At 45.9% G+C, this 22197-nt stretch carries 20 protein-coding genes; 4 read left to right on the top strand and 16 right to left on the bottom strand.

All coding sequences use genetic code 11. The annotated features are described in order from the left end of the window. Positions 1-62: 62 nt before the first annotated feature. Genes ATY38_RS09810 through ATY38_RS09785 form a run of 6 tightly spaced genes read right to left on the bottom strand, consistent with a single transcriptional unit; the run spans position 63 to position 5898 of the window. Positions 63-2444 (bottom strand): GspE/PulE family protein, encoded by a 2382-nt coding sequence (locus tag ATY38_RS09810; protein WP_062559144.1) that lies wholly within the window; start codon positions 2442-2444, stop codon positions 63-65. 11 nt (positions 2445-2455) lie between these two features. Next, positions 2456-3220 (bottom strand): 3',5'-cyclic-nucleotide phosphodiesterase, encoded by a 765-nt coding sequence (locus ATY38_RS09805; RefSeq protein ID WP_062559143.1) that lies wholly within the window; start codon positions 3218-3220, stop codon positions 2456-2458. 21 nt (positions 3221-3241) lie between these two features. Next, positions 3242-3667, bottom strand: a complete 426-nt coding sequence (locus tag ATY38_RS09800) for a universal stress protein (protein ID WP_062559142.1) — start codon at positions 3665-3667, stop codon at positions 3242-3244. A gap of 33 nt (positions 3668-3700) precedes the next feature. After that, positions 3701-4420 (bottom strand): TerC family protein, encoded by a 720-nt coding sequence (locus ATY38_RS09795; protein ID WP_062559141.1) that lies wholly within the window; start codon positions 4418-4420, stop codon positions 3701-3703. A 43-nt stretch (positions 4421-4463) separates the two neighbouring features. Next, positions 4464-5648 (bottom strand): patatin-like phospholipase family protein, encoded by a 1185-nt coding sequence (locus ATY38_RS09790; RefSeq protein WP_062559140.1) that lies wholly within the window; start codon positions 5646-5648, stop codon positions 4464-4466. Then, positions 5641-5898 (bottom strand): hypothetical protein, encoded by a 258-nt coding sequence (locus ATY38_RS09785; protein ID WP_013648039.1) that lies wholly within the window; start codon positions 5896-5898, stop codon positions 5641-5643. The genes ATY38_RS09790 and ATY38_RS09785 overlap by 8 nt, the downstream gene beginning before the upstream one ends. Positions 5899-6059: 161 nt before the next feature. Here ATY38_RS09785 and pip point away from each other — a divergent pair, with 161 nt between their 5' ends. Beyond that, positions 6060-7022, top strand: coding sequence for a prolyl aminopeptidase (gene pip, locus ATY38_RS09780; protein ID WP_062559139.1), 963 nt, complete (start codon positions 6060-6062; stop codon positions 7020-7022). Positions 7023-7068: 46 nt separating this feature from the next. Here the strand turns inward: pip and ATY38_RS09775 are convergent, their stop codons facing one another. Beyond that, on the bottom strand, positions 7069-7785 hold the full coding sequence (locus ATY38_RS09775; protein WP_062559138.1) for a phosphoadenylyl-sulfate reductase: 717 nt from the start codon (positions 7783-7785) through the stop codon (positions 7069-7071). Between the two features lie 412 nt (positions 7786-8197). On the opposite strand from ATY38_RS09775, the gene ATY38_RS09770 reads away from it, so the two are divergent. From ATY38_RS09770 to greB, 3 genes are all read left to right on the top strand, one after another. Continuing rightward, positions 8198-8713 carry a hypothetical protein gene (locus ATY38_RS09770; protein WP_062559137.1) on the top strand — a complete coding sequence of 172 codons (516 nt, stop codon included), beginning with the start codon at positions 8198-8200 and terminating at the stop codon, positions 8711-8713. Positions 8714-9053: 340 nt separating this feature from the next. Continuing rightward, positions 9054-9614, top strand: coding sequence for an ATP-dependent zinc protease family protein (locus ATY38_RS09765; RefSeq protein ID WP_062559136.1), 561 nt, complete (start codon positions 9054-9056; stop codon positions 9612-9614). A 169-nt stretch (positions 9615-9783) separates the two neighbouring features. Continuing rightward, entirely contained in the window at positions 9784-10332 is a 549-nt protein-coding gene (gene greB, locus ATY38_RS09760; RefSeq protein WP_062559135.1) for a transcription elongation factor GreB, read from the top strand. Positions 10333-10530: 198 nt separating this feature from the next. Here the strand turns inward: greB and pstB are convergent, their stop codons facing one another. The 9 genes from pstB to ATY38_RS09715 form a co-directional block, all read right to left on the bottom strand. Then, complete coding sequence (gene pstB, locus ATY38_RS09755) at positions 10531-11403, bottom strand: phosphate ABC transporter ATP-binding protein PstB (RefSeq protein WP_074701727.1); 873 nt, start codon at positions 11401-11403, stop codon at positions 10531-10533. A gap of 68 nt (positions 11404-11471) precedes the next feature. After that, entirely contained in the window at positions 11472-12317 is an 846-nt protein-coding gene (pstA, locus tag ATY38_RS09750) for a phosphate ABC transporter permease PstA (RefSeq protein ID WP_062559134.1), read from the bottom strand. Positions 12318-12325: 8 nt separating this feature from the next. Beyond that, positions 12326-13288 carry a phosphate ABC transporter permease subunit PstC gene (pstC, locus tag ATY38_RS09745; RefSeq protein ID WP_062559133.1) on the bottom strand — a complete coding sequence of 321 codons (963 nt, stop codon included), beginning with the start codon at positions 13286-13288 and terminating at the stop codon, positions 12326-12328. 49 nt (positions 13289-13337) lie between these two features. Beyond that, the gene (gene pstS / locus ATY38_RS09740; RefSeq protein WP_062559132.1) at positions 13338-14387 is read right to left on the bottom strand and encodes a phosphate ABC transporter substrate-binding protein PstS; all 1050 of its coding nucleotides are present in this window, start codon (positions 14385-14387) and stop codon (positions 13338-13340) included. A 314-nt stretch (positions 14388-14701) separates the two neighbouring features. Continuing rightward, positions 14702-14965 (bottom strand): hypothetical protein, encoded by a 264-nt coding sequence (locus tag ATY38_RS09735; protein ID WP_062559131.1) that lies wholly within the window; start codon positions 14963-14965, stop codon positions 14702-14704. Between the two features lie 31 nt (positions 14966-14996). Then, positions 14997-16322, bottom strand: a complete 1326-nt coding sequence (locus tag ATY38_RS09730; protein WP_062559130.1) for an alkaline phosphatase PhoX — start codon at positions 16320-16322, stop codon at positions 14997-14999. Between the two features lie 420 nt (positions 16323-16742). Then, positions 16743-18341, bottom strand: a complete 1599-nt coding sequence (locus ATY38_RS09725; protein WP_062559129.1) for a hypothetical protein — start codon at positions 18339-18341, stop codon at positions 16743-16745. Positions 18342-18511: 170 nt separating this feature from the next. Then, positions 18512-19489: a bile acid:sodium symporter family protein gene (locus ATY38_RS09720; RefSeq protein ID WP_235590247.1), complete on the bottom strand. Its 978-nt coding sequence runs from the start codon at positions 19487-19489 to the stop codon at positions 18512-18514. A gap of 314 nt (positions 19490-19803) precedes the next feature. Next, positions 19804-21783 carry an integrin alpha gene (locus tag ATY38_RS09715; RefSeq protein WP_062559127.1) on the bottom strand — a complete coding sequence of 660 codons (1980 nt, stop codon included), beginning with the start codon at positions 21781-21783 and terminating at the stop codon, positions 19804-19806. Positions 21784-22197: the final 414 nt, after the last annotated feature.

Raw genomic sequence — 22197 nt, 5'->3', positions numbered from 1 at the left:
ACGGCTCTGAACACTGCAGCTCATTACGTCAAAATGTGACCATTTTTGTCACATTTGATCGGTTACTTGATACATACCACCCGCACTTGATGAATATCCGTCACGCCCTGCAAAACCTTTTCGATGCCATCCTGTTTCAGCGTGCGCATGCCCTCGCTTAAAGCCGTCACCAGCATTTCCGCCACACGCGCGCGCTCCTGGACATTTTTCTTCAGCGCGTCGCTGGCGGTCATCAGTTCATGCAATCCCACTCGGCCGGAAAAACCGGTGTTATTACACTGATCGCAACCGACCGGTTTATGCAGCACGATCTGCCCGCTTTCATCGCCGTACCGTTCGATCCACTGCTGACGGATTTCTTGCATGGCTGCTTCGGGATCGGCTTTAAAATGATCGATATTCCTAAGTTCCTCGCAGTATTCGTTTAACAGCGCGTTGATCTCCCGTTCGTCGGCCACATATGATTCCTTGCATTTGCACAAGCGCTTGGTCAACCGCTGCGCCAGCACGCCCAGCAACGCATCGGAAAAATTGAACGGGTCCATCCCCATATCCAGCAAACGGATCACCGATTCCGGCGCGCTGTTGGTATGCAGTGTAGCTAAAACCAAGTGCCCCGTGAGCGAGGCCTCAATACCGATGCTGGTGGTTTCCTTGTCGCGCATCTCACCCACCATGATGATATCGGGGTCCGCACGCAGGAACGAGCGCATGATCGCCGGAAAGGTCAGCCCGGCTTTGACGTTAATCTGCACTTGTCGCAATCCCTTTTGGGTGATCTCCACCGGATCCTCCGCGGTCCAGATTTTGGTATCGTCGCGATTGAGATATTTCAGCACCGAGTGCAGCGTGGTTGTTTTACCCGAACCGGTGGGGCCGCAGACAAAAAATAGCCCATAAGGCTTACTGACAATTTTTTTCAGCTCCTCCAGGTTACGCGCGGTGAATCCCATTTTATCCAGCGGAATCGGTTCACCGGCCGCCAGAATACGCATCACGACATCTTCCACCCCACCTGCCGAAGGAATGGTCGCAACCCGCAATTCAATATCCAGTGGCGAAAACTTTCTGAATTTAATCTTGCCATCCTGAGGCCTGCGCTTCTCCGAAATATCCAGATCGCACATGATCTTGATCCGCGTCACCAGCGGATTGCGATAACTGGCCGGAATCTCGATATAGGGCATCAATGAACCATCCTTGCGGAAGCGGATTTTGGTTTTTTCCTTGCCGGAAAAAGGCTCGATATGAATATCCGATACCCCCATCTTATAGGCATCGGTGATGATTTTATTCACCAATTTAACCAGCTCATTGTCCGATGCGGCTGAAGATTCCTCTATGTCGTTGGAGCCCTCTTCAACTTGCTCGTCTCCAAGATTGAAAAGCATTTCATTAATATCACTGGCACCCGCCTCGTCCTGGCTGCTGCCATAAAACTGCTCTACCGTCGCGGTGAATTCACGCTTGGTAGTGACTGCATAAATAATCTTGTGCTTGGGGAAAATCGTGTTTGCAATGCGTTGCGATTTGATCTGTTCCGGATCGAGCGTTAAAACCACCACGCCCTCTTTGGTTTCATCAATCGGTAGCAATGCATTACTTTCAACATAATCTTTTTTAATATTCTTTAGTAAATCCATCGGCTTGATCCGATCGTTCCTAAAAGACTCGTACTTGGCTCCAAAAAATAAAGCCAGTGCCTTGCCGATGAGCGGCAAGGCAATCTGAAACTCATCCGCCAGCACATCTTCCAAATCGCAGCCTTTTTTTCGTGCTGAACGCGTTGCCAGATCAAGTTCCGCAGCGGAAATTACCGCATCGGAAATCAGATAATCATATTTTGATTTAAGCAACCGCACCGGTTGTTGCTGCTGATTAAACGCAGCCGCCAGCGCTTGGCAAATTTCTATGCCCTTCTTCACTGTCGCGGCTGAGAAAGGCTCGTCATTATTGCTGTTAATGACCTGAACCACGCCTGTCAGGTCTTGGTTATTCGGATGCAAGATCGGTACCACCAGCATTTGTTTAGTACGATAACCGGTACGCTTGTCGACATCGTTAGAGAACGTTAGCGAGGGGCTAATTTTTTTTAACTCGGATTTATTGTAAACATCCTCAATATTGATTACTTTCTTCTGCAATCCGGCAAAACCAATAACACTCTTCTCTGATACCGGCATTTGCAAATCCTGAAACGAATCCAGTCCTGTTTTAACCCGTGACACAAAACATGATTTATCTGCACTCAATGAATAAATCGTCAATCGTTCAGCATTAAATAGCGCACAGATATCTTTACTGACTTCCGCCATGATTTCGTCTAAATTATTGGCAGCATTTATCTTGTCGATAACTTTACGGAAATTCGCAATCGCATTCGATCCCTCAGGGGTATTAGAGGTATCTTTTGCCTGATGAGGCGTTAATACAGTTGCATTCATGGCATCACATCCTAAAATTCAAGTAATTGATTATTCTCAAGCTGGCGAGGATGATAACTTTCCATGCACTGGTTGATTTCCTGCATCGTTATTTCAGCTTCGCCGGGTTTTAAATGCGTGATAAATATCTCCGCTGTCCGTTCCAGTTTCTTCAGGTCTTCTGCCAGCAAGCTGGGACAATAATGCCGGGATCTTTGAGCGATGTCCCGCTTCCGATTACAGAAAGCCGATTCAATAATTAAATATTTCAGATTTTCAATTTTATTAACGGCTATCCATAATGCATCATTAGTCGTAGTATCACCGGTGAATACCAGACTGGCTTGACCGGAATCGAGCTGATAACCCACGGCCGGGATGGTATGATTTGCAGGCAATGGCGTGATTCTTCGCTGGTTGAGGCAGATGGTTTGATCCAATGCCAGAGCTTCATAGCGCATATAAGGCATGGTGGCTAGTGGGATTTTTGTAAAATCCGGCCAGAGATACCAGTTGAATAAGTGTTTTTGCAGTATATCCAGTGTCGCCGGTATGGCATGAATGATTATCGGCTTGGCGCGCATGGAACCAACGGTATCCACCAGAAAAGGAATAAAAGCCACATGATCCAGATGTGCGTGCGTCACTAAAACATGGTCAATCTTGATCATTTCTTCGATGGTCAAATTTCCCACTCCGGTTCCTGCATCAATGAGAACATCATCATCCAATAACATGGCCGTGGTGTGCGCCCCGCTTCCCACTCCCCCGCTACATCCGAGAACCCTGAGTTTCAATGTATTGGCCTCAGGAAAACATTATCTAACCAGCAACACGGGAAGGTTTGACAGTTGCATCACTTTGTTCGTTACCGACCCCAGCAGCATACCTTGTATACCACCTTTACCACGCGGTCCCATAACAATCTGATCGTATTGCTTTTCGACCGCAAAACGAACAATCATTTCAGCCGGATTTCCGACAGTAATGTGGTGTTGGTAGGAAATTCCCGCTTGATCCAGTAAATCACGAGCGGATTGCAGGCTTTTTAAGCCTTCTTCCTGATGATATTGTGTGATATCCGATTGATTAATAAATAGCGAGACATTGCCATCGAGAGGATATTGCACGTTCAATAAATGCAATTCCGGTTTTTCCTTATACCAATCCAGTAATTGAATAAACTCACTGACTGTCTTGTCGGAATTATCAGAGCCATCAACAGGTAACAGGATTTTTAGCATGATCAGTCCCTTTATTTTTAATTGCAGCAATCATCAGTTGGATTTTTCTTCATCAACCAAATCAATGACAGGGCCAATCTTGGTCTGCTGTCGGGCAGCCAGCATTTTACCCAGCATAATCACCAGCAAAGCCATTGCCGGCGGCGCAATCCAATGTAGATATTTTGCCTGGGTACTGACCCAATCTTTGGTCGCCACATCGGTGATCGCCATATCGCCCGCAATCCATCCCAGCAGTCCGGCGCCTATCAGAATCGTCACCGGATATCGATCCATGACTCGCATCACCAGCTGACTTCCCCACACAATAATCGGCACACTGATGACCAAGCCAAAAATTACCAGACCCATACTATCCTTAGCCGCACCCGCAATAGCGATTACATTGTCGAGACTCATCACGGCATCGGCCACAATAATCGTTTTAATTGCGCCCACTAAGGTCGTACTGGCATCAACCTCATGCACCTCTGCCGGTTCCGGTTGCAGCAACTTGATACCGATCCATAGCAACAGAACCGCACCAACAATTTTCAAGTAGGGAATAGCAAGCAAACTTAGCGCAAAAAAGATCAACACCACACGTAACCCAATAGCACCGACAACACCCCACATAATGCCCAGTCTGCGTTGATGTTCCGGCAAGCGCCTGCAAGCAAGTGCAATGACAACCGCATTATCGCCTCCCAGCACAATATCAATTGCGATAATTTGCATAACAGCAATCCAGAATTGCGGACTATCAAAAGCCATTTAATCTTTCCCGATTAAAATTCAAATCAAAATCACAAAAAATTTAACCGCCATTTTTCCCTGCCTGATCCTCAACACCAATAAACTTCAGCAGCTCGTTTTTCTGCTGCAAGGTATCGTTATAGCCTAATTCAATCAAATGCCGACAAAAAGGCGCTTCAAATAGCACATAGCTCAGCAAGGTCGATCCATTGGGCCCCATGGCACCAATAGCGCGATATAGAGAACGCATGATCCACGGCAGGGTATGAGCATAGTTCTGTGCAATCTCGTTGATACCCTCGCTGGGCGCAATCATCATTGCTTCAACCGGACGCAGTGAAACACTGTTTTGTTTGAATACTTCAGAGGGAATCAACTTCAGCGTTTCATTAATGCGCAACAAGCGCTCCAGATCAACATCCAGACTGTCGACAAAAATACTGTTCAACGCATGTCCTGCAATCTGCGCAAAAGGTGGGTAACTCGTAGCGCTGGTACGTTTGGGTTCATCGGTTACAGGTTTACGTACACCAATAATCAACACCTTATCGGCGCCCAGATGAAGCGCCGGGCTTATCGGTGCCATCTGACGCATCGAGCCGTCACCGAAATACTCACGATTCAATTTTACGGCCGGAAAAATGAAAGGTATTGACGAAGAAGCCATTAAATGCTCAACCCCGATTTCAACCGGAACGCCCAGCCGCTGCGCCCTTTTCCAAGGCAAGACTTCTCTTGCAGCCTGATAGAACGTAACCGACTGTCCCGAGGTATAGCCCCATGCGGTCAATCCCAAGGCATGTAATGAACCGGAACGGATGCAGTGCTGGATGGTGCGAAAAGAAAAACGGTTTCTTAACAACGCTTCCAAGGGCGCATTATCCAATAAGGAAATGGGATTATGCTGGCCATATTCAGTCGAAATTAACGACAGCAAGCAGCGCAAAGTATTATGAACCACACCGACCAGATCAGAGCGATAAATCTGATCTACGTGAAAATTTGACCAAACATCCTCTAACTGCGCTACACCTTCAGAAAAATTGTTGGCCGCAACGGCTATACTGGCAGCATTGATAGCCCCTGCTGATGTTCCACAAATAACAGGAAACGGATTACGCGACTTATCCGGCAATAATTCCGCAATAGCGCGCAATACGCCTACTTGATAAGCTGCGCGTGCCCCCCCTCCGGTCAGTACAAGCCCAACCTTTGGCGTGCCTAGATCATGCTTTTTTTCATGCACGGACTGCAGATACTAACTTCACTCTTTCCAATGCATCCTGCAAGGTTTCTTCCGGTAAGTTATTAAGCGAACTGGATAAAATTTTCGCTGCCTGGCAAGCCGATGCGGGCAACACAGCACTATCCAATTTGGCTACAAACATGGCCGCGGCCCCTGTGGTATCCAGCAAGCATTGACGCTCATTCATTAAAATCTCCATCTCTTCACGTAACATGGAAACTTCCCGTCCTTTCAGTATAGTATTGGGCATATATTATTCCTTAAAACATTGATACAGTATGCAACCTATGCAATCTTTCAAGCAATATATCAGAACTATAATTCATTTAAGCTTTAAACTCTGTGCGGTTTGTCACGCTATTCCTTCAATTTCATGACTCATTAATCAGAAATCATTTTTCGTTACATACTATGGACAAACATTTAGCTGCTGAACTATACCCCGAAATCGAGCCTCATGGTCAAGGAAGATTACCCTTGGATGAAATTCACACCATGTATTGGGAAGAATCCGGAAACCCTGCCGGAATTCCCGTTATCTTTCTGCACGGTGGCCCCGGAGCCGGATCAACCCCAGCGCACCGGCGTTTCTTTGATCCGACCTATTATCGCATTGTAATTTATGATCAAAGAGGTGCAGGACGCTCTACCCCCCTCGGTGAAATTCGCGAAAATACGACCCCTCACCTGATTAACGATCTGGAATTACTCAGACAACATCTGGAAATTGATCGATGGTTGGTATTTGGAGGTTCCTGGGGCAGCACATTAGCGATTGCCTACGGCGAAGCACATCCGGAACGCTGCCTGGGGTTTATTCTGCGGGGAATTTTTCTTTGTCGCAAACAGGAGATCGACTGGTTTCTTTACGGACTTCGCAATTTATTTCCCGAAGCCTGGCGTGTTTTGGTTGCACCGCTATCAACAGAGGAACGCAACGATATTCTTGCGGCTTACTATCAGCGCCTGATGAGTCCTGATCCAGCCATACATTTGCCCGCCGCGCGCACTTGGAGCACTTACGAAGGTTCGTGCTCCACACTGTTGCCCAATCCCGCCACGATCAGTTATTTTGCCAGCGATACTGTCGCATTGGGTTTGGCACGCATGGAAGCACACTACTTTAGCCATAACATTTTTTTGCCGGAAAACGCTTTGCTGAGAAACGTACATAAACTGCACAACATTCCCGCCACCATTGTGCAAGGGCGCTATGATGCGGTCTGCCCAATCGTCAGTGCGGATGATCTACATCAGGCCTGGCCACAAGCTGAATATATCATTATTGATGACGCCGGCCATTCGGCATGGGAACCCGGCATACAATCGGCTCTGGTCAGGGCCGCCGATCAATTTAAAATCAAAATCAAGTAACGCAAATACTTACTTTACAAGACATAACTGTATATCAGTTAGAGAATTAAAGATGCAAGCCACACTCGGTCTTGGGCTTCCCAGCCCAACGACCGCAGCGACCTTCACCTTTCACAGTGCAATGCGTGCAACCTATCGAGGAATACCCCTCAGCCACAAGCGGGTGGAAAGGTAATTTATGCTCAAGGATATAGGCGTCGCGTTCTTCACGAGTCACATCAATCATCGGATTAAATTTAATAATTCCCCGCCGTTCTTCAAAAATGCTCAAACTTGCACGATGATCCGTCTGCCAGTTCATCAAACTTGACACCCAAACATCATAGTTGGGCTTGATTTCTTCCAATGGGCTAATTTTATTTATCGTACAGCAGAAATCAGGATCCACTTCATACAGTTTTTCTTTCTTGCTGTACCAGTGCTGATAGGCATCCGCTCTCAGGTCTTTGACTTTAAGATGATATAACCCGATCAAATAATCGCGATATAACAAGGTTTCCGTAAAATGAAAACCCGTATCTACAAAAAAAATAACCTGTTCCGGACGGATACGGGAAATAATGTGCAAAAAATAAGCAGAGGTTGCTGCAAAAGAGGATGTCACCATCACTTTCTCAGGATGAAAATCAACATAGAGATTGCGCAAGCGCTCCTCAAAATTGAGCGAGCGGTAACGATCATTTAATTCGCTAATAGCTTGCACGCTTAGCCCGGCACTATTGGTGTTATCACTTTTTTGCATTACAGCAGCTACTTCAGACATAAAATTCTCTCCAATATCACGAACTCAGACTCCCTCACCCTGGCATCACGACACCCATCGCAAATATTCTTCGCGTAAACGCATATAAGTATGAAGTATCTCCCTACCTAGCTGCAAAATACCGAGTATCCACTAGGCTGTCAAACACATTACTCCTGTGTCCGGAAAATGGTTTTCCGATTCAGATCACCCCACTTCTTATTTAATGCCTCATTTCCACTCATTCTCACAAACTTAATGCTACTGCAATCTTGCTGACATCGGCATGTCATGGTCGCTTGCTAGCATACCCCTCGCATACATCACACTCGTCACATACGTGATGTGTGCGAATACGAATGATGCATTATTGAGCACATTCGGTACTTGTAATGTGCTTGGTAATACTTTAAAAACACATCGGAGATTTCACATGAAAATGCAAAAAATGTCTTTATTGTCTCTAGTTGCTGCCTTGTTGTTGGTTAGTTTCAATGCAATGGCTGCATGCGGGGATCAAGTTCTAACCAAATTAACCGCACCTGCCTATGCAAATCTGAATGCCCTATTGACACCGGCACAAGTAACAAAATTCAAAAACAAACTGAATGGGGTTACAGGGGCACCTACTTACAACTCATTACTCAATGAAGCTAACACAGTCGCCGCACTGATAGCGAATGGCCGTGTTCTGATCACGCTCCCCGATGGAACTGTCGTTGTTGATACCTCTAAAGGAGCAAACAATACCTATGCCAATTTTCAAGCTAAAACAATTAATGAAAACCACAATTCCCGCATCGCGATCTTAGATGCACAGTTATGGGCTTGTGGCGTGGGCTTGGAAACCAAAACCAGCACATCAACAGGCGACGTGGAAGTTTACTTGGCCAAACGCCTCGGTGCTTATTTGAACAGTGCAGGAACCGTAAGACTTTCCCATAAATAATCACAGTTCTTCATTGAGCATTCAGCTCGCAAGAGTGGATTGCAATCGATAATCCACTCTTTTCGCGACTGCACCAGCTTTTCCCTATGCAGTTAATCTGATAATATAAATAGAACCAACGACTTACATCTATTCCGGATCAAGCAGATACAAATTTCCAGAATTTCTGATTGCTAGTCTGCATGTTTGACACTTCATCCAGTTTTAGGTATTTTTAAAAAGGCGTCTGTTTTTCCTGCGCGCTGCTTCATTACAATCCGCATCAATGTAGTAGCATAATTATTAAATATCGTTGTTCAAAATATGAGTTCACATTGTGCTCAAATAACAATGAATCTTTATGAAAAATATACTTGTTATGAAATCACAAAAAACCTATCCGTTTTATTTTAATTTTCTGCTGCTGATAAGCGCAGTTCTTTTTCTGACCGCAACGCCTGTTACAGCAAATAAATCCGTTTATGGCTATCTTGAACCGGTAACGCTGGCACCTGACGAGGTTACGCTGACGGCAAAGCTGGATACAGGTGCGGAAACTGCTTCAATATCCGCAACAGATATTCATTTATACGAAAAAGAAGGTGAAGCGTATGTGAAGTTTAAAGTCTCTCATCCCGAATTGGAACAGACACTCCACTACAATTTACCGATTGTTCGCTATTCAAAAATAAAAAGACGTGCCATTGATGGTACTCAAGCTCAAAAATATCATTCACGTCCTGTCGTAAAGATACAAATTCATTTTGATGGCAAACCCTATAACATCATGGTCAATCTGATTGATCGTTCCCGTTTCTCAACACCATTGCTGTTGGGCAGAAAGGCATTAGAGAAAGTTGACGCCATTGTTGACAGTACTGTGGCCAATACGCTCTTAGTCAAGAATAGAGGCTATTACTAATACCTATATAACACCGACCTCCGGCAGGTGGTTAATGACTAAGGAACAACCGGGAGTATTTAGCACGAATACGCATCATTGGCGGCATGGCATTCAAATCATTCAGTAGCTGAATCGGTTTTATTAAAGAATAAGTTCCACGCAAAATTTCTCGTGAAGACTTTTAAGTATGAGTAAGGCATTTACCAAGGAAAACGAAGACGACGATGACCTGGACGACACACCGAAATTACCGCAGAGTATAAAGAATTACATTACGCCAGGCGGGTATCAACGATTGAGGGATGAATTCGATCAGTTGTGGAAAGTGGAACGCCCGGAATTGGTAAAAACTATTACCTGGGCGGCTTCCAACGGGGATCGTTCAGAAAATGGTGATTACATTTACGGTAAAAAGCGCTTGCGTGAAATTGATCGCCGCTTGCGTTTCTTATCCAGACGTCTGGATAGTGCAGAGATAGTTGATCCCTCACAGCGTGGCGAATGCGATCAGGTTTTTTTTGGCGCTACTGTAACAGTCTGTAATGCCCAAAACGAGAAACAAACTTACAGTATTGTTGGCATGGACGAAGCGGAGCCCGGGTGTGGTCGCATCAGTTGGATTTCACCGTTGGCCAAGGCGTTGCTCAAGGCTCATGAAGGTGATGTGGTGACGTTGCATACTCCGGGTGGGGTGGAAGAACTGGAGGTGATTGAGGTTCATTATCAAGCGTTATGAGATATAAATGCACCCGGTTATAAATGGTACGTATCGAAAGAATTGACCGCAAGCAATAAGTAAAAAACCAAAGCAAGCAGCCATACGTGCAACTGACACTACCATAGAGACTGCTGCACATCCGTGTATAGAAACCAAGACGCACCGCGAGTTAACAAAAGTCTGTTTTGGTTATACATTCATTCTCTACGCCGCAAATCAACCAAACTTACCCGTAATGTAATCCTCGGTAGCTTTCTCTTTGGGCGTGGTGAAAATCGTATCTGTTTCACCGAATTCGACTAATTTCCCTAAATACATATAAGCAGTAAAATCGGAAACGCGTGCTGCCTGCTGCATATTATGTGTGACAATAACGATGGTGTAATCTTGTTTAAGTTGAAAAATAAGCTCTTCAATATGCGCGGTGGAAATCGGATCCAGCGCTGAAGTTGGTTCGTCGAGCAACACCACTTCGGGTTTCACGGCAATGGTGCGGGCAATACACAAGCGTTGTTGCTGCCCGCCGGAAAGACTCATGCCACTTTGATTCAGCTTATCCTTAACTTCCTCCCATAGCGCGGCTTTGCGTAATGCCCATTCGACTCGTTCCATTAATTCGCTACGGTTTAAGCTTTCATATAACTTCACGCCAAATATCACATTATCAAAAATGGACATAGGAAAAGGCGTCGGTTTCTGAAATACCATACCCATCTTAGCGCGCAGGATATTGATATCGTGATTCTTATCAAGAATATTGACGCCATCCACCATAATCTCGCCCCGAGCCACCTGGCTGGGGTAAAGTTGATACATGCGGTTGAGCGTACGCAATAATGTCGATTTTCCGCAGCCGGAGGGGCCAATAAATGCGGTAATCTTTTTCTCCAGAATATTCATACTGACTGACTTGAGTGCATGGTGCCTGCCATAGTAAAAGTTTAAATCGTTGATGGTCACTTTGGCATCATCTCGTTTTGCTTGATTGGTATTCATCGTAGCCTTAAATTCAGACACTTCTTCCGTAATTTGCGGATGCTCGTGCGATCCCAATAATTTACTGTAGAACAATATTTGCTGGTTTCTCATATTCATTACCTGTTGTTTTATGTATCTGTCTTTTCATCAGTAATCCGGTAATTGGCGGTAAAAAATCTTCAGACCGGCAATTTATTCTTGCGCAAGAAAAAGCGCGCAATGATATTGAGCCCCAAAACGCTCAATGTAATCAACAATGCTCCAGCCCATGCCAATTCCTGCCATGATTCATACGGACTCATGGCAAACTGGAATATCACTACCGGCAAATTTGCCATCGGTTGATTCATGTCCACAGTCCAGAACTGATTATTCAGCGCCGTGAAAAGCAACGGCGCAGTTTCTCCACTGATACGCGCAATTGCCAGCAGCACACCGGTCAATATGCCTACTTCGGAAGCACGCCAGGTCACCAGCGTAACCACTTTCCATGGTGGCGCGCCTAAAGCTGCTGCTGCTTCACGAAGGCTGTCCGGAACAAGTCGCAACATATCCTCCGTGGTACGCACGACAACCGGAATGACAATGATTGACAGCGCCAGAGCGCCCGCCCAGCCGGAAAAATGGCCAACCCTGGCCACATAGACGGTATAAACAAACAATCCGATAACGATAGACGGTGCAGATAGCAAAATATCGTTAATAAAACGGGTCACTAAGGCTAACCAGCCGTGCTGACCAAACTCAGCCAAATAGGTGCCCGCCAGGATACCCATCGGGGTACCGATCAAAGTGGCCAGTGTTACCATCATCAAGCTGCCAATAATCGCGTTGAGCAATCCACCCGCACCGCCCGGCGCTGGTGTCATTTCGGTAAAAAGCGCGACACTGATGCCATCCAGTCCCTTTCCGATCAGGACAAACAATATCCAGAACAACCAGAACAGGCCAAAGATCATAGCCAAGACAGAGAAAGTCAGATGAAGAATATTGATCATGCGTCTTCGAGTATAGATCGGAATCATACAAACCTCTACGTAGCAACACCTTCTCGTTTTTTCAACTGTATTAACAACAGCTTGGAACAAGCCAACACTACAAAGGTGATAAAGAACAGAATCAAACCCAACTCAATCAAAGCCGAGGTATACAATTCCCCGTCAGCTTCGGTGAATTCATTGGCCAACGCCGAAGCAATGCTGTTTCCGGGCATAAAAAGGGAAGCGTGTAACTGATGTGCGTTACCAATCACAAACGTAACCGCCATGGTTTCACCTAATGCTCGTCCAAGCCCGAGCATAATCCCGCCGATAACACCGCTTTTGGTATAGGGCAAGACCACATTCCAGATCACTTCCCAGGTCGTGGCACCAAAAGCATAGGCTGATTCCTTTAGCATGGAAGGCACAATCTCGAACACATCACGCATGACGGCAGCGATAAAAGGAATCACCATGATTGCCAGTATAATGCCGGCAGCTAACATGCCTATTCCCATAAAAGCGCCTTCAAACAAAAATCCAATGCCCGGTAAATCTCCTAAAGTATTCTGCAACCAAGGTTGCACTGTGGCGGCAAAAAACGGGGCAAATACAAACAAACCCCACATGCCGTAAATAATGCTGGGAATTCCGGCCAGGAGTTCTATCGCCGTTCCAAGCGGGCGGCGCAACCACGGGGGGGATAGTTCCGTCAGGAACAGTGCGATACCGAAGCTCACGGGAATACCGATCGACAGTGCAATGATTGCGGTAACCAAAGTGCCCACAATCGGCACCAACGCGCCGAATTGCTCTGTAACCGGATTCCACTCCGAACTAATAAGAAAGTTAAAACCAAAAGTCTTAATGGTAGGCAGGCTGCCCACGACAAGCGAACCTATCAGCGCAACCAGCAGAACTAAAACGATCACGGTAAAAAACCACGTTGTTTTTTGAAATAACTGATCCAGTAGCTGTTGCCTTTTTAGCTTTGCTATGGAAATAATTTTTGGCATTGATCGTTGTATATAACTGTAATGGCTAGACACATGTTATTTTCATGAGCTACTCGCTAACCGTGTATATCGCGCGACCATCTTTACCTTTGATATTGGCTTCCCACGAGGTTTTAATCAAAGCAACCAGATTGTCGGGCAGCGGAATATAATCCAATTCCAGCGCCGTAAGATTGCCATGCGCATAGGCCCACTCAAAAAACTTTAATACTTGCATTGCTTGCGCCGGTTTACTCTGAGATTTGTGCATTAGAATAAAAGTAGCGCCGGTAATCGGCCAACTGCCTGAGCCTGGTTTATCAGTAAGAATTTCGTAAAATCCGGAATCTTTATCCCATTCAGCATTAGCAGCGGAAGCCCTAAAACTCTCTTCGGTAGGCAATACATAATGACCTGCCAAATTTTGCAGCTGCACATAATGCAGTTTGTTTTGTTTTACGTAAGCCGCCTCGACATAACCAATCGAATTCTTGATTCGCTTCACGAAATTGGCCACGCCTTCATTGCCTTTCCCACCAGTACCTGTTGGCCAGGCCACTGAAGTCGCTGCACCTACTTTAGTTTTCCATTCCGGGCTCACTTTACTTAAATAATCAGTAAATAGGAAAGTAGTACCGGAGCCATCCGCGCGATGAACGATCGCGATATTGCTGGCGGGTAAAACAATGCCCTCATTTAGTGCAGCAATGGATGCATCATTCCAACGCTTGATTTTTCCCAGGAAGATATCGGCCAAAACTTTTCCGGTTAATTTAACCTGACCCTCCTCGATTCCTTCAAGATTGGTAATGGGCACAACGCCACCCAGCACCGTCGGAAATTGTGTCAAGCCATCCTTCTCCAGCTCTTCCCGTGTCAGAGGCTTGTCAGATGCCCCGAAATCCACAGTCCTGGCCTTGATTTGCTTGATACCGCCACCGGAACCAATGGATTGATAATTCAGTCGGATGCCTGTCTCTTTATGATACTTATCCGCCCACTTGGCATAAATCGGATAAGGAAAGGTGGCGCCCGCACCGGTAATATCAGCGGCGGTAGCAATCGCTGTACACAATAGCGCTGTAGTAGCTGCCAATACATGAAAAAAGTGCAATCTCATTTGAATGCTCCTATCGCGAACCTAGATCTGGAATAAGATGAAATCTTAATCACTTGATGTGACAGAGTGATGACAAATAGATTGCTTTTGAGAATCCTCTCAGTAACTGCAGGCAAATAGCAGGCTGAGAGGAAAAGCAGTTAGAAGATAGTAAAACATAGAACCCAATTCAACACGCCCACGATCTCCAGGATTGTTGTGACACTTTAAACCATCCAAGTGCTTGGGTTAAGCGGTTATTTTCCAATGCATCGAGAGGGAAGCATAGAAATTTTCTTGAGAAGAAATTACGGCAGCACGATGAATACACAATTTTAATATTCATAAATTTTATTACGTGATACCGAGGGTTTATTTTTCGACGAAGGTTTCGTATTAAAGCGATGTATTTTATTTCCAGGCTTATTGCAAATAATGCCAAACAATAAATAGGCAGAATAAAGATAAAGCCCCATAAACAAGCCTGAAATACTTCCCCAATCCACGGTCAGCTCATAAAATGCAATGCTGGTGATGATACTCAACAACACGAAACCCATGGATGCAGCTACTCGCACCAGTAAATTATCAATTTTCATGCATGGCTCCTAATGTAAGCGTGTTAAGTGATTATTCCCCGACCGGATCCAACCGTTTATTGGTAATGATCATGGTCTTGTCATTTCCGGTACCGGAATGCTGGATGTTTACAAACAACGTATGCGGATCCTTACCAAAATAGATACCGGTACCTTCCGCAGCAGCATCTTTCAATGAAGCAAATAAATACACACCATCACTGAAACCATCCCCATCTTCATCCGGCAACGCAACCCAGATATCACTGTTGGGGTTATCCTCAACAATCCATAACTTACCGTCCGGGCTGCGCGCCAGATTGTCGGGTCGCATGAACCCGGTTACACCAATGGCTGTACTTGTGGGCTTAACTTCATAGGGTACATTCACGCCAGGCTGGACGAAATAGCTCACTATCGGAATGGCTGCCAGTTTAATAGCCAATATTGCACCAGGGCCATTAGTGTTGATCGGATCGTTAGCATCCTCACAGGTCAATGCTGCAAACAAAGTATGCTCGATACGCTCCAAATCCTCCGGGCGGCAAAAAGGTGTAGCGCCTACAGCTTGAGCAGCAACCCTGGCATTGACCTGCACTTGATTCATATCCAGCGCAATCCATTCAGCCTCGCCGGTTTTGACACCGTTTTTCACGCGTAAAACATATAGCTGACCCCTGCTCAAATCACCATAGGTGTGCGGTACAAATTTGTAAATGGAACCCGTTTTAGTTTCATCGATAACGTAGACGTTGCCTTCATCGTCAATTTCAATACCTTCATGAGAGAGTGATCCCAACATGGGCCGAACTTTGATTTCTGCTGCGGTGGTCGGATCGTTCTTGGCGAATATTATTTCGTATAACATGCCGCTTTCTGCATCAGGTGCCTCAGGATCAGGCAGGGCGGCTGATATGGTTTCCTCCGCGAAAAGAAGTGTCTGCCAGGGCGTCCACACCAAACCATCCAGCCCTTCCCAATCATGACGTTGCGCCAGAATATCAGCCTTGCCGGTTTGCAAATCCACAATGGAAACGGCGCCCCCGGCATAAGGCGCAAGATCGGGTCGCACTTCATGGGTACGATATAAATAGCGGCCCGCATGTTTTCCCGTTTCATTGACGGTATTCATGTCGGGTAAATCATTCGATCCAGGATAAATATCCAGATGACGCTCGTCTGCAATAATATGTTGCGTAAAACCTTTGGGAATAACCCACGGCTCGCTATCGAGAATGCGTGGATCGGTTGTTGTTTGCTCATAAGCAGAAGCTGCGATTGGTTTGAAACTCATGGGACCATCTACCAGCACCGCTTCAGCATAAACCCATGTAGTCAACACGGCACAAACCGGTAGTGCCCAAGTTGATTTATTCATGAATTTCTCCTGAAAATTAAATTACATTTGATTTATCGCCGGACAATCAGTTTACTGTCGTCACTGCCGCAACTATATCGACCTAATATGAAGCGCTGATGTCAACTAAATGAATTTTTCATGAATGCTTGATGTCGTTGAGACTCGCTAGTACCAACCGGTTCAGCCTCTCCGAATTATTCTTAAGGTTGCCTCTAATCATTCAGAGTTCTAAACAAGACGAGACGGGGTAAGCTGGGGATCCGCAGAACGAATGCTCGCAAATTTGCGATTTCTAGAGATGCCCTTAAATAAAAAAATCGCTGGTACCCCGAAAGGCAAATCCAGCGATTTCTTCTCCACGAACAAGTTGGTGCTACTGATCGAAAACTTCAATGCATGCGTAACAGCAACAAAGTATTCAAGACAAACGCATATTAATTAATTAAAATTAAATGTCCATTCTCTGGTCCAATCGTCGTTCTCATCCTTGAATGCACCTACATAATCGACTGCGGTGAAGAAAGGATCATTCACTGCGACTCCACCCAAGGTTAGCGGTGAGCCGGAGGCTGGCAAATAACCGCTCAGCAAAGGATCGCCCTGTTGATTCTCGGATTGAGACAAGAACCAATCCGCTGTTGCAAACGTAGCACCTTCGCCATCCGCAAAGTTGCCGGTGCAATTAACAAATGAATTTTGTATGGTCAAAGTGCCGCTTAAGCTGCCAGGAGTACCTGCATGGGCAAAAGTTGCCGGACCATCAATCGTTAAACATGACGAGAATCCACCCACAATCACAGAATTCCAGATATTGACACCGGTTCCACGACGCAACAATACACCTTCCACAGCACTACCTGTTCGACCGAGAATGGTCATGTTGGACAAAATTGGCTGAGCGCGGGGAGTACTGCCATTGTCGACTTCGTTGTTATCAGCTTCAATCCCGCGATCACCTGAATCCGCCGCTTGCTTGATTAAAATAAACTGCGCACGACCTTGCCAGCCATTGGTCCAATCGAGAGAATCGTCACGGATGTTCGTCAACACCAGATGCTTCATTTGCACCGTGCCACCGAAAACTTCGATACCGTCATCCAAACCTGCGTGCACCTGCACGTAATCAACAATCGTTCCTGAACCCACGCCATTAAACGTCAAGCCGTTAAGCTCCTCATCCTGACGAACCGCATCACCGGCAAAAAGAATTTGTACATATTTAAGCACCCCGCTGTTATCCGCAGGATTATTACCGCCATAAATCTCGGTGGTAACCGCCTCGAAAGGAACTTCGCACACGGGTACACCTGCATTACATCCGTTAACCGGTGCATTACCTGCCAGGACCAGGCCGGCCCACTCGCCTGCATCCTGACCCACTGCGCCCGTCATGACGATGGGATTGTCCGGTGTACCTTCAGCCAGAATTCTTGAACCCCGTCTGATCCACAGATAAGCCTTATCCAGACCGATGATATTGGTCCCCGGATTAACTGTTAAGGTAGCACTTTGGGTATTATCACCGCCCACATAGACCGGTCCCTCGAGTACCCACACAATGTTTTTTGTCAAAGTGACATTGGTTGTAATCGTGCCGCTCAAGATGCAGGAATTCGCTGTCGGGCCGGGTAGCGCAAAGCTAGGACAACCCGTAAATGCATTATTAACCAGTTGATCGATCGTAAAACTCATCGGATTCGACCCAGGCACCAATTTCAACTTGGCATAAAAACTGTCGGCCCCGACCGTCACCGTAGCAACATGCACTGAACTCGTATCAGAGTCAAACACGTTACGCTGTCCTGTTGTGGGTGCAATAGGATTGGCCGCAATCAACTGCAATCCGTCTCCCACAAGTTGTAGTTGAGCGCTGTAGAATGCCGACGATCCGCCACTCAAAACTTCAACCACGGGAAGGTCAACAATGCCCGATGCCGGATCGTATGTGGCCGTTGCCTGTACATTGAGTGCAGCAGCACTCAACAACACTGCTGACACAGTCATTAATTTTTCTTTTATATGTTTTAATTTGAACATGATTTACCCACCTCCAAGTTTTAAATAGGTAAGCAAATCTAACAGGCCAACATGACAGGGATATTACATTCCCATGTAAATTAAAAATTCGGTTAACTGAGAAAAGGAAAGGATTTTCGGCCGGATTTATTCCCTGTAATCGCAAGCCGTCCCGATTGGAATGTGTGCAACTAAGATGGGCCTCGGATACGCCATAAGACAGCCAGCAAGCTGCCGATCAACGAATGCATGAGCGCCGAAACCGCACCTGCAACGGGCGTCAACAGCAGCACTGGAAATGCCTGTTTAGCCAGTACAATGGCCAAACCGGAATTTTGCATGCCCACTTCAACCGCAATCGTGCGCGCGGTTTGCAACTGGCAACCGAGTAGTTTTGCCAAGTGATAACCAATGAAAAAGCCACTCCCATGCAGCAAGGCTGTCGCAAGAAGCAATTCAGCGCCATGATTGAGAATGGACTCCGCATGAGCTGCAAACACTATGGCACAGATTACGCATACCCCCAGCACTGACAGCAAAGGTGCAACTGGCATTACGCTTTGCACCAATCGAGGCACCCAACGATTGAGCAGAACACCCAGAACAACCGGTAGTATTACCACTTGCAGCGTCTGCTTGAATAGCAACCAACTATCCACCGGAACAAGCGCGCCGGCAAACAATTGCGTGAGTAACGGCGTCAGCACGACTGCAGCCAAAGTGGAGCAGACCGTCATGACAACGGAAAGCGCAACATCCGCCTTGGCAATATAAGTCACCAGATTTGAAGCCGTGCCGCCAGGGCAACAACCCACCAGAATCAGACCGACCGCAAAATAATCGGGCAAACTGAGCGTATACGCTATGCCGTAAGCTAACGGCGGCATGATGGAATATTGTGCCGCAAAACCAATGGCTACAGTTTTGGGCATGCGAGCAATGCGGCGGAAATCATCGAACGTGAGCGTCAGGCCCATACACAGCATGACAAACGCCAGAATTAACACTACGACGGAGCCTTGATTCAGAAAAATCAGCCACTCCGGCCAAATTAATGCGGCCGCGCACAGCACAATCATCCATAGCGGAAATAACAGCGTTAGTTTTTGCAACATGCTTACCGGATACTGTTCATAGTGGCTGTAGAGCCGGGTTCGCAAGCCAATCAATAAGCATTCGCAAAAGAGATAATCGATTCATCAGATACATCAGTAACCCGGTAAAGTGAAAGGAATTATGATCCGGCGACACTCTACATGAAGTTGGCGCTTAACAACTAATTAAAATCTTATTATTTTCTGCCATCAATAAACGGGGTGATGATACGCACCGAGGCGATCAAGCACAGTCAATCAAGGGCCATCACAAATCAACTCTAACGTGAAGCCAAAATAGTAAAGGTCGCTTCACGATTCAAGCGACCTTTTATAGATCACCACAGATCAGCACCACATACCAATCCGATAGTTTTTTGAGCGATTTGTCAGGCTACCGGGAAATCCGTCGTCACATTTACCCCGACCAACAACACCGCATCACCTTGCGTGTAGGTGTGGAAATTTCCGTGAACGCCGCCATCGGTCCAACCGCTGCTCAACCCAACCACGCTATCTCCTGCGTTACCTTTGATCTTCAAAGTATCCGTCTCTTGCGACAGATCGATAACATCCTGCGCCGTCAAGGTCAGCATGTTATCTCCGACTCCATATAAACTAATGGTTTCAATTCCATGAATGTTATCGATCACGCTGGACAGATCGAGATTGTATCCGCTGCCGGCCAATCCCAGGATATCAGTACCCAACCCACCATCAACAAATTGAAAATCATCGCCCAAGATGCGGATGTAATCATTACCCGCTCCGCTATTAAACGAATCCGCACCACCGCGGCCGATCATGCGGTCGTTGCCATCTCCACCCTCAAAACTCTCCGCAACTGAAGTGCCGGTAAAATTATCGTCTCCTGGTGTACCGGGAAAATCCACGTCATTACCGGTAAAATCGCTGCGACCGAAGATCACGTAACTGGAACCATATGAATCAGCACCTGGAGCACCGATCATTAAATCATCAAAGCCATCGCCATTGACGTCCCCCGCACCACTAACCCATGTACCAGATTCATCATCTTCTTCCGCTCCGTCCAGACGAATACTGTTACTATTGTCAAGATCGGACAACGTTATCTCAGCGTCAAATCCCGAAGCTTTGCCAAATAACACATAACTAGAACCAGAGTCACTGCCGTTTGGATCAGCATTAGGAACACCAATAATCAAATCATCAAAGCCATCGCCATTGACATCCCCTGCACCACTGATTACATTGATAAAAACAAATCCATTATCTATCCCCTTCAGACGAAAACCATTACTACCGTCAATCTCGGATAAGTTCATCGTGGCTTCAAAACCGGACGCTTTACCAAAAACCACATAATTATTTGGATTGCCGCTGAATGAACTATCGCTGACAATCACGTCATCAAAACCATCGCCATTGACATCTCCCGCAGTGCTAACACTGCTACCCAACCGATCACCTAGCGCTATACCATCAAAACGAAAACCATTGCTGCCGTCCAAATCAGACAGATTCATTGCGGCTTGAAACCCCGAAGCTTTGCCAAACACCACGTAACTGGAACCGGAGTTACGCCCGTTTAGATCGTCGCTAGGCATACCAATAATGAAATCATTAAAACCATCGCCATTGATATCCCCTGCATCGCTGGCCGATCCTCCAGATGCAAAACTCCCTGGAACTTCATTTATACGAAAACCGTTACTGCCATCCAGATCGGACACATTCGTAAGCGCATCAAAACCTGATGATTTACCAAACACCACGTAACTAGCCCCCGAATATCCATCGTAGGGATCATAACCCAGAGAGGTTATAATCAAATCATCAAAGCCATCGCCATTGATATCTCCTATACCGCTGAATGATTTAGCTGAGAAATCAGAGCCTTTTACCCCATCTATGCGGAAACCCGTATCCTCATCAAGGTCAGATAATTTCAATTTGGGGTTGAAATCTTCAGGTTTTCCAAATATCACATAGGCTGAGCTATTTAAGGAATATGAATATGAACTCACAAATCCCGTAATAAGCGCTACGTCCTCAAAACCATCTCCATTAATATCACCGACTCCTTCGACAAAACTTTGACTCTTACCTCCGTAAATCTCAAAACCATTTTCACCGTTCAGAGTATCCAAGTCCATTGTGGCACTGAAACCCGATTCCTTGCCAAACACAACGAAGCTTCCATGATAGTTTTTCTGAAAAATATGCCCAATTCCCACATCGTCAAAACCATCCCCGTTAATATCACCTGCACTGCTAACAGAGAGACCATCAAGATAATGAGAGCTGACAGCACCATTTGTACCCCCATTCAAACGAAATCCATTGCTGCCATCAAGGCTTGATAAATTAATACTATTTATTGTCATTTTTTGCCCCCAGATTAAGAAAATATTTGCCGGTAATCTATCATTAATGAAATGTTCATCATCATCTTTGTCTTAAACTGAATTAACTGATGATTGGATTGCTTATCAACAGAATATTCCATCGCATACCGCAAATCGTTAATTTAAATTATTTTTATAAGAATATTTTGACGAGATCAGGCACTGTGGCACAAAAATACTTTAATGACAATTCAGATAATTCTGACTGTATGCGTAGGTTTTAAAGAAGCTTGAGGAATGCTTGGAAAACAGCGGAAAATTTGCTGAAAAACGCATTCTCTGCAGAAGTTGTCGTATCAAGGCAGATCAGATATTGCACACTTATATTTGTAAAGACTGAAAGCAAAGCAATTAAATAAATTTTGATGAATGGTTTGCTCAACTGACCTTAAC

Source organism: Nitrosomonas ureae (assembly GCF_001455205.1).
In the GTDB taxonomy this organism is placed as follows: Bacteria; Pseudomonadota; Gammaproteobacteria; order Burkholderiales; family Nitrosomonadaceae; genus Nitrosomonas; species Nitrosomonas ureae.
Note: the sequence above shows the minus strand (reverse complement) of the source record. Positions and strands in the feature narration are given on the sequence as shown.

Excerpts from the sequence above, each read along its gene's own strand:
- ATY38_RS09810 (WP_062559144.1), bottom strand. The coding sequence starts at position 2,444 with ATGAATGCAACTGTATTAACGCCTCATCAGGCAAAAGATACCTCTAAT.
- ATY38_RS09800 (WP_062559142.1), bottom strand. The coding sequence starts at position 3,667 with ATGCTAAAAATCCTGTTACCTGTTGATGGCTCTGATAATTCCGACAAG.
- ATY38_RS09795 (WP_062559141.1), bottom strand. The coding sequence starts at position 4,420 with ATGGCTTTTGATAGTCCGCAATTCTGGATTGCTGTTATGCAAATTATC.
- ATY38_RS09785 (WP_013648039.1), bottom strand. The coding sequence starts at position 5,898 with ATGCCCAATACTATACTGAAAGGACGGGAAGTTTCCATGTTACGTGAA.
- pip (WP_062559139.1), top strand. The coding sequence starts at position 6,060 with ATGGACAAACATTTAGCTGCTGAACTATACCCCGAAATCGAGCCTCAT.
- ATY38_RS09775 (WP_062559138.1), bottom strand. The coding sequence starts at position 7,785 with ATGTCTGAAGTAGCTGCTGTAATGCAAAAAAGTGATAACACCAATAGT.
- ATY38_RS09770 (WP_062559137.1), top strand. The coding sequence starts at position 8,198 with ATGAAAATGCAAAAAATGTCTTTATTGTCTCTAGTTGCTGCCTTGTTG.
- ATY38_RS09765 (WP_062559136.1), top strand. The coding sequence starts at position 9,054 with ATGAAAAATATACTTGTTATGAAATCACAAAAAACCTATCCGTTTTAT.
- greB (WP_062559135.1), top strand. The coding sequence starts at position 9,784 with ATGAGTAAGGCATTTACCAAGGAAAACGAAGACGACGATGACCTGGAC.
- pstB (WP_074701727.1), bottom strand. The coding sequence starts at position 11,403 with ATGAGAAACCAGCAAATATTGTTCTACAGTAAATTATTGGGATCGCAC.
- pstA (WP_062559134.1), bottom strand. The coding sequence starts at position 12,317 with ATGATTCCGATCTATACTCGAAGACGCATGATCAATATTCTTCATCTG.
- pstC (WP_062559133.1), bottom strand. The coding sequence starts at position 13,288 with ATGCCAAAAATTATTTCCATAGCAAAGCTAAAAAGGCAACAGCTACTG.
- pstS (WP_062559132.1), bottom strand. The coding sequence starts at position 14,387 with ATGAGATTGCACTTTTTTCATGTATTGGCAGCTACTACAGCGCTATTG.
- ATY38_RS09735 (WP_062559131.1), bottom strand. The coding sequence starts at position 14,965 with ATGAAAATTGATAATTTACTGGTGCGAGTAGCTGCATCCATGGGTTTC.
- ATY38_RS09730 (WP_062559130.1), bottom strand. The coding sequence starts at position 16,322 with ATGAATAAATCAACTTGGGCACTACCGGTTTGTGCCGTGTTGACTACA.
- ATY38_RS09725 (WP_062559129.1), bottom strand. The coding sequence starts at position 18,341 with ATGTTCAAATTAAAACATATAAAAGAAAAATTAATGACTGTGTCAGCA.
- ATY38_RS09715 (WP_062559127.1), bottom strand. The coding sequence starts at position 21,783 with ATGACAATAAATAGTATTAATTTATCAAGCCTTGATGGCAGCAATGGA.